This window comes from Mesorhizobium sp. M5C.F.Ca.IN.020.32.2.1 (assembly GCF_004023105.1).
Classification (GTDB): Bacteria; Pseudomonadota; Alphaproteobacteria; order Rhizobiales; family Rhizobiaceae; genus Mesorhizobium; species Mesorhizobium wenxiniae.
This window is the reverse complement of the sequence record NZ_RZSX01000128.1, coordinates 1-9,992: the sequence shown is the minus strand read 5'-3', so window position 1 is coordinate 9,992 and position 9,992 is coordinate 1. Positions and strand designations below refer to the sequence as shown.

Below are 9,992 nucleotides of genomic sequence, written 5' to 3'. Positions count from 1 at the left end.
GCGCGGCAAAGAGCCGAACGGCCCCGAGGAGCAGGCCGAGCAGGCGCAGTTCGACAGCGACCAGGGCTACAAGGCCGCCCTCCTCTCGACACTGAAACTCACCCGCGAGTTGCTGGCGGATGGTTCGCTCTAAAACGGGTTGAGCGACCGGTGGCCTGTCTCATTTCCAGCAGGCAGGCCCGCCCTCCTTACATGAAGAGCGCCCTATCGCGATCGTGACGACATTCGCGACGACGCGTCAGGATATTTGCGCCAGCGCCTCCTGGATGAACGGCAGCTATCCCTGAGCCGCATCCGAAACCTGACCGTCTGGAAACGGCCCCAGAGCCGCCACGGCGCTTATGCCATGATGGCCAAAGCGTCCGCGAAGAAGCTTTCGCCGCCGAAATTTCCTGATTTAAGAGCCAACACCATGTCGCCGTGACGACCTCCAATACTGTGCAACACGGGCACGCCCGCAACGATTTCCTGCCCGAGGCCAAATGCGGGAATGGCAAGCCGGTCGATTACCGCGCCGGATGTCTCTCCGCCCGCGACGATAAGGCGGCGCACGCCCCGTTCCACCAGGCCTTCGGCAATCGCCGCAAGGGACTGCTCAATGACTTGGCCGACCGCATCGCGTCCGTAGCGGGTTTGCAGCCTAGATACATCATCCGGATTCGAGCTGCTGGCGATGATGACGGGAGTTCGGGCCATCCGCTCGGCCGCCCAATCGAGGGCAAGCTTTGCCTCCTCTCGTCCGTTCATAAGCTTTTCAGGAACGAGCCGCAGGACGGGCATTGTCTGCTCGGCTTTGGCGATCTGTTGCAAAGTCGCCTGTGAACAGCTTCCTGCAAGAACAACTGCTGGTCCCGCAGCTGGCTTGCCGTAAACAGCAGTCCGCTCGTGGCGACGTACGCTGCCCGCCGCGATCAGGCCGCGGGCAAGACCCAATCCCAAGCCCGAGGCTCCGATCGACAATCGCTGACGAAGTGCCGCCGCACCAATTGCTTCGAGGTCGCTCTCGAAGACGGCATCGGTGATGGCTGCTCCGTTCCCATCGGAGGCCAGCTGTGCCAGCCGCTCGACGATCGCCTCCGCGCCACGGGCAACGATTGAGAGATCGACGAGTCCAACCGCCACAGCACTCTGCCGAGCTAGAACGCGGACCAGGTTGGCATCGTGCATGGGGTTGAGCGGATGATCCTTAAGGGGGCTTTCGTTGAGCGGCGCCGCGCCGACGAAGAGATTGCCCTGATAAACGGTGCGACCGGTCTGCGGAAAGGCCGGCGTCACCAGCACCGTTGTTTCACCGGCATCGGCGCGCAGGGAATCGAGCACCGGGCCGATATTGCCCTTGTCACTCGAATCGAAGGTGGAACAGATCTTGTACATGGCATGATCGGCGCCGCGCTCGCGCAGCCAGCGATCAGAGGCACGGGCACGTTCGACCGCCTCAGATGCGGCGATCGAACGGATTTTCAGCGAAACGACGATCGCATCGACTTCGGGCAAAGCCAGGTCGTCCGTGGGAATTCCGATGGTCTGGATCGTACGCAGACCCTCTTTGGCCAGCGTGTTCGCCAGGTCCGAGGCACCGGTGTAATCGTCCGCGATGCAGCCGAGCGAGAGCGTCATGGTAGAACTCCACGCTTGGCACCGGAAATTGGGCGCTGGCGCTCGCCGGTATAGCGAGCGAGCCAGCTGAGCCCGTCGAGCGTCTTGCTCCTCGGCCGGTATTCGCAGCCGACAAAGCCGGCATATCCTAGCCGGTCCAGCTCGTCGAAAATGAAGTGATCATCGAGTTCCCCGGTCGCCGGTTCATGCCGCGAAGGCACGCTGGCGATCTGGATGTGACCAATGAGCGGCATCAGCCGGCGAAGCGCCTTGGTGACATCACCATGCATGATCTGACGATGGTAGATGTCGAATTGCAGCTTGAGATTGGGTAGCGCCAGGTCGCGGACGAGAGCTTCAGCGAAGCCGAAGTCGTTGAGAAAGTAACCCGGCATGTCACGGCCGTTGATCGGCTCGATCAAGAGATCGATGCCTCGGTCGGCAAGTTTCCCGGCCGTCCAGACGATGGCCTTCCGGTAGGCCTCGACAGCTTCCTTGTCGTCGCGAGAGGCAATCCCCGACATGAGATGGAGGCGCTTGACGCCGGTCGCCTCTGCGTAGGAGAGCGCTGTTTCAACGCCGACCTGAAGCTCGTGGAACCGTTCTGCCAGGGAGGCCAGTCCACGCTCACCGGCAACCCAGTTACCGGGCGGCAGGTTGAACAGAACCTGGCTAAGACCGTTCTTTGCGAGGCGTTCCGCGATCGCATCGGGTCTATGCTCGTAAGGAAAAAGGAACTCGACCGCTTCAAAGCCGACAGCGGCGGCGGCAGCGAACCGGTCGAGGAACGGCCATTCGTTGAACATCATGGTGAGATTGGCGGCGAAGCGGGGCATGGCTGGGTCCGGTCCTGGTCAGGTTTGCGGTTCGCCGGGCAAGTCGGTGCCCGTGATCTTTGCGTAGAGTCGGGCGACCGAGGCATCGTCATCGCGCCCCATCCCGGCCGCCGAGGTCATCAGGAACATCTGCAGCGCTGCGGCCGCGACCGGCACGGGGAACTTGGCGCTGCGCGCCATATCCTGGATGATACCGAGATCCTTGACGAAAATGTCGACGGCGCTGCGTGGGGCATAGTCGCCGTCGAGCACGTGCGGAATCCGGTTCTCGAACATCCATGAATTGCCGGCCGAGGCGGTGATGACCTCGTAGACCTTGCGAATATCGAGCCCTTGCCGTGCGGCCAAGGCGATGGCTTCGCTCGCTGCCGCGATATGCACACCGGCGAGCAACTGGTTTATCATCTTGAATGCCGCGCCGACGCCCGGTTCATCTCCAAGTTCATAAAGCTTGGTTGCCATCGCGTCGAGTGCGGGCCGCGCCCTGGCAAAGGCGGCGGCGCTGCCGGAGGCCAGAATGGTGAGGGCGCCTTCCGCCGCGCGGACCGACCCGCCACTGATTGGCGCGTCGAGATAGAGCCGTCCGGTGGTTTCCAGCCGGGCGGCCAGATTTCGTGCAACGTCAGGATCCATGGTGGCTGAGGAGACGAACACCGCGCCATCTGGCAGGGTTTCGGCCACTCCATCCGCACCAAAGAGGATCGCTTCGGTCTGCGCCGCGTTGACGACGACAGAAACCACGATGTCCGCGGCCTGGGCGGCCTGGGCGGGGGTTTGTGCCCCCCGCCCGCCGTTAGCGACAAGGCGCGCCACGATTTGCTCGTTGACGTCGAAGCCCGTCACCTCGAACCCGGCGCGGCGAAGCGATGCCGCCATCCCAAATCCCATCGACCCGAGGCCAATAACCGCGACCCGTAGTGCGGCTGCAGCTGGGATGTCCTTCTGCTTGTCGGTGGTGGTCATAATGGAAACTCCCTGCATGAGGCGGTTCGGCTAGCGGTTGACCAGTTTGGGTGGGACCGTCAGAACCAGGATCGCGCCGACCACTAGAATTGCGGCCAGCGCGTACATGCCGACCTCTGTCGTTCCTGTCAGATCCTTGAGATAGCCAACGAGATAGGGGCTGACGAAGCCGGCGAGATTTCCGACCGAATTGATGAGCGCAATACCAGCCGCAGCACCAGTTCCGCCGAGGAACGCTGTGGGCAGTGACCAGAACAGCGGCGCACAAGTGATCGCACCCGCTGCGGCCAGCGACAGAAAGGCAATCGCGATGGCGGGATCGGGCGAGGTAGCTGCAACCACAAAGCCGACTGCTCCAAAGAGAGCGGGAACCACCAGGTGCCAGCGGCGCTCGCGATATCTGTCGGCGCTGCGCCCAAAAAAGTTCATGGCGATCACAGCGCAGATAAACGGGATTGCGCTGATCAGTCCGATGTTGAGGTTGCCGGCGACGCCCGTCGCCTTGACCAGGGTGGGCATCCAGAACGTCAATCCGTACTGGCCCATTACGAAGCAGAAATAGATCAGACACATCAGCCAGATCCGGGGATCGCGGAAAATGCCGGCGACGGAGTGTGAGCGTTCCTTGCCGTGCTCTTCCTGGGCGATCTCTCGCTCGATCGCCTGCTTCTCCGCTTCGCTCAGCCACTTGGCGTGACGGATGCCGTTGTCAAGGAAGAAAAAGACTGCGATGCCGAGCAGGATTGCTGGAGCCGCTTCGATCAGGAACATCCACTGCCAGCCAGCAAGGCCGTTGCTGCCATGGAACGAATCCATGATCCAGCCAGAAAGCGGATTACCGAAAATCCCCGAGATGGGGATCGCGGACATGAATATCGCGATGATCTTGGCGCGCCGATGCGAGGGATACCAGTAGGTGAGGAAGAGGATGATGCCGGGGTAGAAACCAGCCTCGGCGACACCGAGCAGGAAGCGCAGCAGGTAGAACATCGGGGCAGATGCAGTGAACATGAAACCGGCTGAAATCAGGCCCCAGGTGATCATTATGCGGGCGATCCAGACGCGTGCCCCTACTTTGTGCAGGATGACGTTGCTCGGGACCTCGAACAGGAAATAGCCGATGAAGAAGATGCCGGCGCCAAGGCCGTAGACGGTTTCACTGAAGGCAAGGTCGGTCGACATCTGCAGCTTGGCAAAGCCGACGTTGACCCGATCGAGATACGCGACGACATAACACAGCATCAGAAACGGCACGATGCGCCAGAAGACTTTGCTGTAGGCAATCCTTTTGATGTCGTCTTCTGCTCCGGCCTCAGCCGGAAGCGTCGGGGTCAGTATCGTCATCTGTTTCCTCCCAATAACGTAGCGGTGGTCCCTCAGGGTCTCACGCCCCTGGCTGAATTTTGGCAGCGCTTGCATAGCTCATAACACGAGAATGGCAGCGCTGCCAAACCAAAAGTGGCAGCGCTGCCAAATTCTGTTGAGTGCGGCGCCTGAATGTGACAAAAGAAGCGTCAGGAATTGGAGTCGTACCGACGCATCGAGCCTAGAAACCGGAATGCAGAGCGAAGCAGAAGACGGTACGCAAACCGGCGCGATGATAACCCTCACTGACGTCGCTCGCGCGGCTGGCGTCGGCGAAAGCACCGCCTCGCGCGTGTTGCGAGGGCATGGTTCCTTCTCAACCAAGACACGCGAGAGCGTACTCACTGCCGCGCGGAGCCTCGGCTATGTGCCAAACCGGATCGCGGGAACCCTGGCCTCCATGGGGTCCAAGCTCGTCGGTGTCGTCATTCCCTCGCTAAGCAACATCGTCTTTCCGGATGTGCTGCGCGGCGCCAATACGGTACTGGTCGGCGCCGGCTTCCAACCTGTCGTCGCGGTGACCGACTACGATCCGGAGCGAGAGGAGAACGTCATCGAGTCACTCCTCAGCTGGCGCCCAGCCGGGATGATGGTAGCGGGGCTCGAGCACACCGAGCGCACCGGAGCGATGCTGCGGAACGCCCGCATCAGAGTGGCCGAATTGCTCGATACCGATGGCGAGGGCATCGACATCGTCGTGGGCTTTTCCAACCGCAAGGCAGGCCGGGTGAGCGCTCAGCATTTGATGTCGCGCGGCTATCGCTGCATCGGCTACGTCGGCCACGACCTCAGCCTGGACCTCCGCGCGGCCAAGCGTTTCGCAGCGTTTCGCGCGGCCTTGGGCGAAGCTGGGCTGAGCATCATCGGAGAAGAAATCATCCGTGCCGCATCTTCGATCGAAGCCGGGCGCGACGGGCTGGCTCGATTGCTGGAGCGTTGTCCCGATCTGGATGCGGTTTACTTCTCCAACGACGACATGGCGATCGGCGGCTATTTCCACTGTCTCGCCCACGGCATCACGATACCGGACCGGCTGGCGATCTTCGGCTACAACGGTCTCGATGTAGCCAGAAGCGCGCCGCAGCCACTTTCGACCATCCTGACGCCGCGAGTGACCGTCGGTGAGATCGGAGCACGGCTCGTCTGCTCCGATGGGCCATCCGCGGTGGTCGATATCGGGTTCGAGCTGATTGAAGGAGCGACGACGTGACTGAAACCAAGCTGAGGGACGATATCTGCCGCTTCGGACGTTCATTGTTCGAGCGCGGGCTGACGCCGGGATCGTCAGGCAATATCAGCCTGCGGCTCGATGATGGCGGCTGGCTGGTCACACCCACCAATGCCTCGCTAGGATTCCTGGATCCTGCCCGAATTTCACGCCTCGATGCGCAAGGCCGGCTGACCTCTGGCGATGCGCCGACCAAGGAAATTCCATTGCATACTGCGCTCTATCAGACGAGGGCAGAGGCGCGCGCCATCGTGCACCTGCACTCGACACACGCAGTTGCCCTTTCCATGCTGCCGGAAATCGATCCTAAGGCGGTGCTGCCGCCGATGACGCCCTACTACCTGATGCGCGCCGGACAAACCGCGCTGGTGTCCTATCATCGCCCAGGCGACCCGGCGGTTGTCGCTGCGATCAAGGGCCTCGCCGGGCGCTACTCCTCAGTGCTGCTGGCAAACCACGGTCCCGTGGTCGCGGGCGAAACGCTCGAGGCCGCCGTATTCGCTACCGAGGAGCTGGAAGAAACCGCAAAGCTCTATCTGCTGTTGCGCGGCCTCAATCCCCGCTACCTATCGCCGGAACAGGTCGCCGATTTGGTGCGGGTCTTCGGGATATCCTTGCCGGAGCAAGACGGGCACTACCATTAGGACACTCTAACCGGAACAGGCTCATTCCTGCTTGCGAACAGGCGCAGACATCGTGTTGATTGTTAGCGCACGATTTCGCGATGGCCGCCGGGCAGGCGCGTGGCGATGAGCTTGTCGATGCGGCGGCCGTCGAGGTCGACGACCTCGAAGCGCCAGCCCTGCGCATCCACGCATTCGCCGGTCGTCGGCAGATGGTGCAGGTGCGACAGCACGTAACCGGCGACAGTCTCGTAGTCGCGGTTCTCGGGCAGGTCGATGCCGAGAACGTCCGCCATCTCGTCGGCCTGCATGTAGCCGGCGAGCAGCCATGAGCCGTCCTCGCGCTTGACGGCGTTTTCCTCGTCGTCGGCGTCGAGGTCCGCCCGGAAGACGCCGGTGATGGCTTCCAGTATGTCCGCCGGGGTGACAATACCTTCGAAATGGCCGTATTCGTCATGGACCAGCGCCATCGGCACGTTGGATTCCTTGAGAGTCGAAAGGACATCCAGCGCGTCGGCCTGGTCATGGACGATGGGAGCGGTGCGCACGTGCCGGCGCGGGTCGAGTGCGCGACCGCCAAGCATCGCGGCCAGCACGTCGCGGGTCTGGACGACGCCGATCATGGCGTCGACACTGCCATCGCCGGCTGGCAGGCGCGAATGCTGGGTCTCCATCAAGAGCTTGCGGGTCGCCACGTCATCGGACTGCAGGTTGATCCAGTCGACCTCGGTGCGCGGCGTCATCACCGCGCGGACGGCGCGGTCGCCGAGCCGCATGACGCCGGCGATCATGCGCCGCTCGTCGGATTCGATGGTGCCGTGATGCTCGGCCTCGGCGACCAGCATCTTGATCTCCTCGTCGGTGACCTTCTCCTCGCTTTCACCGCGTTGGCCAAGCAGCCACAGCATAGCACGGCCGGAAATGTCGAGCAGGAAGACCAGCGGCGCCGAGACGGTGGCAAGGATGGTCATCGCCGGAGCAACCCTGGCGGCGACGCGTTCGGGATCGCGCAGCGCGATCTGCTTGGGCACCAGTTCGCCGATGATGAGCGAGAAGTAGGTGATGAGGGCGACGACGATGCCGACGCCGATCGGGTCGGCAAGGCTTTCGCGGATGCCGGTCGATGCCAGGAACACGGACAGCCGCTCACCGAGCGTGGCGCCGGAAAAGGCGCCTGACAAAACACCGACCAGGGTGATGCCGATCTGCACGGACGACAGGAATTTGCCTGGATTGGAGCCGAGCGCCAAGGCGCGTCCGGCACCCGTCACGTTGCGGTCGATCATCGCCATGAGGCGGGCAGGCCGTGACGAGACGATGGCAAGCTCGGACATTGCCAGAAGGCCGTTCACGCAGATGAGGACGACCACGATAGCGATTTCAGCGTAAAGCATGAGGGGTCAATAGCATTGCGGTGAGGTCTTCGAAAATAGATGGACGTCATTTTTCATGGCGGCGGGCGCAACCATCTCACACGGCATCCCATGGTGGCGACGAAAAATGCTCGATCAGGGCGACGTGAGCCGGAGGCCAGCGGCTCGTCTTGCGCCTACGGCAACTGCAGCAGCACGCCCACTACCGCCTTGCCGTCGGTGAAATAGGGATCACCGCCGCCATTGCGCCCGGTCTTTGTCGCACCGATGCCTGATATCTCGCTGGTCGAGATTAGCATGCCTGCGGCAGAAAGGTCGCGGATCAGGAAGTCGCGCTCGGCGTCGATGTCGGGACCGATATGGTGGGTGATCGCGCCGGTGTCGTGGCTGAGGCCGACGCCGCGATCGAAACTTGCCGCACCCAGCCAGAGCGGCCGGCCATCGTCTCCGGTCGCATCTGTCTGCCAGAAGCGGACGTGATGACGCCGGTCGGCACTGTCGCCGACCGGCTTCTCGAAGGCGAGATCCTGTGCACGGCCTTCAAATAACAACCGGCTGACCGGCGCGTCGGGATAGGGCCGATCGAACAGCACGCTTTCGCCGATCTCGATCGCGGTCTTCAGCGTGAGGGCGTCGGCCGTGTCCCATCCGGCGACGGCGAAGGCGTGGACCAGCTCTTTTTTGGTACCGACGATGCCGACATTGATCGGATCGCCCGCAATGCCCTGCGGCGTGTGCGTCACCATCTCGAAGCGCTGCGTTCGGAAGTTGCGGTCCCGCAGGGTCCAGAATTCCGGTGCGGCGAAATAGGCGAGCACGAGATAGCCGGCACAGAACGCCACCAGCCAGATCGTTGCGCGTCGTCGAAGGCTTCGTCGGCTCACGAGATACCACCCAGGCGATACGGCATCACCTTATGTGGCGTCATTCTACGCGGCGGCGCAGAACTTGGGCAGTGGGCATCGCTTGGGCTCAGCGGCAGGCGCGGTAGCCGTTCTTGCGGTTCTTGATGTCGAAATGGAAATGGTTGCGGTGATCGTAATTGTAGCCGGGGCCGAGCACAGTGGTGAAATACTCACAGCCGTCGGCGCGCACAGTGTTGAGGAAGCCGCGCGTGCGGAAGGCGAATAGGCCGGGCTTGCGCACGTCGATATCTTTGCCATTGCCGAGCTCGATGCTCATGACGTCGAGGGCGTTGCCCTTGCCGTGCTCCGACAGCACGCCTTCGCCGGCGATCCTGCGGCAGGAATAGCTCGAGCCCTGGCGAATGGTCTTGACGCCGGAGAAATAACGCCAGCGGGCGGAGGGCACGAGTTCATTCCTGGTCCAGCCGGCGAAGGTGGCGGCCATGTCGCAGGTCAGTGTCGCGGCCGGCTTCATCCCGATGCTGCCGATAGCCGAGACCTTGACGGGATAGTCGATGCCGCACTGGCCTTCGCGGATCGGCGCAAGGTCGGTGTAGACGACGCCCAGGCGCTTCAATTCCTTGCGGCAGTCGACCTCGCTGGCCGGCATCTGTTCGGTTGGCGCCATCGGCTCGTCCATGCGCGGATAGGCGGCGGTCATGAATGGGTTGGAGGGGACGAGGCGCTGCATGCCCGCGTAGTTCGGAACGGCTGATGTCTGGCTTCCGATATCGACGGCCGGTTCCAGCGAAAGTACGCTGCCGGTGGTGCATGCCGAGATCGCTACGACGGCAAGCGCGCCGGGAATCATGCGCGCGCGTCTGGTTTGCCGCACGGCGACAAGCGCGGCGCGAAATATCCCGGCCATCGACAAGATCCCTGTCCCCGAGCCTGGTCCCGATCAGGCTCTGTCTCGTTGTTTGATCATGACCTTTCTCCGAAAACCGGATCCCACTTTTCGGGCTCATGATCAGATGAGACAGAGCTTAACCGCCAAGAGTAAAGGAAAAATCAGCGGCCGCGTTTACGGCTGCGGCCAAATTGCGGCGCGCATGTCGGTCGTCACTGGCAGAAGGTGCCGCCGTTGCGGCGCGGTGCAAGAT

General features: G+C 62.4%; 9 protein-coding genes and 1 pseudogene. 3 read left to right on the top strand and 7 right to left on the bottom strand.

The genetic code is table 11. The annotated features are described in order from the left end of the window. A pseudogene (locus EOA86_RS09145) lies at positions 1-133 on the top strand (DUF1857 domain-containing protein); the annotation flags it as partial. 206 nt (positions 134-339) lie between these two features. Here the strand turns inward: EOA86_RS09145 and otnK are convergent. The 4 genes from otnK to EOA86_RS09125 are packed head-to-tail and all read right to left on the bottom strand — an operon-like array spanning position 340 to position 4,739. Continuing rightward, entirely contained in the window at positions 340-1,617 is a 1,278-nt protein-coding gene (otnK, locus tag EOA86_RS09140; RefSeq protein ID WP_128341305.1) for a 3-oxo-tetronate kinase, read from the bottom strand. Continuing rightward, positions 1,614-2,432, bottom strand: a complete 819-nt coding sequence (gene otnI, locus EOA86_RS09135; RefSeq protein ID WP_128341303.1) for a 2-oxo-tetronate isomerase — start codon at positions 2,430-2,432, stop codon at positions 1,614-1,616. Before otnI ends, otnK begins: the two co-directional genes overlap by 4 nt. A gap of 18 nt (positions 2,433-2,450) precedes the next feature. Then, complete coding sequence (gene ltnD, locus EOA86_RS09130; RefSeq protein ID WP_128341302.1) at positions 2,451-3,395, bottom strand: L-threonate dehydrogenase; 945 nt, start codon at positions 3,393-3,395, stop codon at positions 2,451-2,453. 30 nt (positions 3,396-3,425) lie between these two features. Continuing rightward, positions 3,426-4,739 (bottom strand): MFS transporter, encoded by a 1,314-nt coding sequence (locus EOA86_RS09125; RefSeq protein ID WP_128341300.1) that lies wholly within the window; start codon positions 4,737-4,739, stop codon positions 3,426-3,428. A gap of 214 nt (positions 4,740-4,953) precedes the next feature. On the opposite strand from EOA86_RS09125, the gene EOA86_RS09120 reads away from it, so the two are divergent. Together EOA86_RS09120 and EOA86_RS09115 are read left to right on the top strand one after the other, a co-directional pair. Continuing rightward, positions 4,954-5,970 carry a LacI family DNA-binding transcriptional regulator gene (locus EOA86_RS09120; RefSeq protein WP_127211288.1) on the top strand — a complete coding sequence of 339 codons (1,017 nt, stop codon included), beginning with the start codon at positions 4,954-4,956 and terminating at the stop codon, positions 5,968-5,970. Then, positions 5,967-6,632: an aldolase gene (locus EOA86_RS09115; RefSeq protein WP_127211287.1), complete on the top strand. Its 666-nt coding sequence runs from the start codon at positions 5,967-5,969 to the stop codon at positions 6,630-6,632. Before EOA86_RS09120 ends, EOA86_RS09115 begins: the two co-directional genes overlap by 4 nt. Positions 6,633-6,694: 62 nt before the next feature. Here EOA86_RS09115 and EOA86_RS09110 read toward each other — a convergent pair whose 3' ends face one another. The 3 genes from EOA86_RS09110 to EOA86_RS09100 form a co-directional block, all read right to left on the bottom strand. Beyond that, complete coding sequence (locus EOA86_RS09110; RefSeq protein WP_128341298.1) at positions 6,695-8,005, bottom strand: hemolysin family protein; 1,311 nt, start codon at positions 8,003-8,005, stop codon at positions 6,695-6,697. Between the two features lie 155 nt (positions 8,006-8,160). Beyond that, positions 8,161-8,868: an LssY C-terminal domain-containing protein gene (locus EOA86_RS09105; protein ID WP_127211285.1), complete on the bottom strand. Its 708-nt coding sequence runs from the start codon at positions 8,866-8,868 to the stop codon at positions 8,161-8,163. Between the two features lie 88 nt (positions 8,869-8,956). Further along, entirely contained in the window at positions 8,957-9,757 is an 801-nt protein-coding gene (locus tag EOA86_RS09100; protein WP_128341297.1) for an extensin family protein, read from the bottom strand. Between the last annotated feature and the right edge of the window lie 235 nt (positions 9,758-9,992).

Excerpts from the sequence above, each read along its gene's own strand:
- ltnD (WP_128341302.1), bottom strand. The coding sequence starts at position 3,395 with ATGACCACCACCGACAAGCAGAAGGACATCCCAGCTGCAGCCGCACTA.
- EOA86_RS09125 (WP_128341300.1), bottom strand. The coding sequence starts at position 4,739 with ATGACGATACTGACCCCGACGCTTCCGGCTGAGGCCGGAGCAGAAGAC.
- EOA86_RS09110 (WP_128341298.1), bottom strand. The coding sequence starts at position 8,005 with ATGCTTTACGCTGAAATCGCTATCGTGGTCGTCCTCATCTGCGTGAAC.
- EOA86_RS09120 (WP_127211288.1), top strand. The coding sequence starts at position 4,954 with ATGCAGAGCGAAGCAGAAGACGGTACGCAAACCGGCGCGATGATAACC.
- otnK (WP_128341305.1), bottom strand. The coding sequence starts at position 1,617 with ATGACGCTCTCGCTCGGCTGCATCGCGGACGATTACACCGGTGCCTCG.
- otnI (WP_128341303.1), bottom strand. The coding sequence starts at position 2,432 with ATGCCCCGCTTCGCCGCCAATCTCACCATGATGTTCAACGAATGGCCG.
- EOA86_RS09100 (WP_128341297.1), bottom strand. The coding sequence starts at position 9,757 with ATGGCCGGGATATTTCGCGCCGCGCTTGTCGCCGTGCGGCAAACCAGA.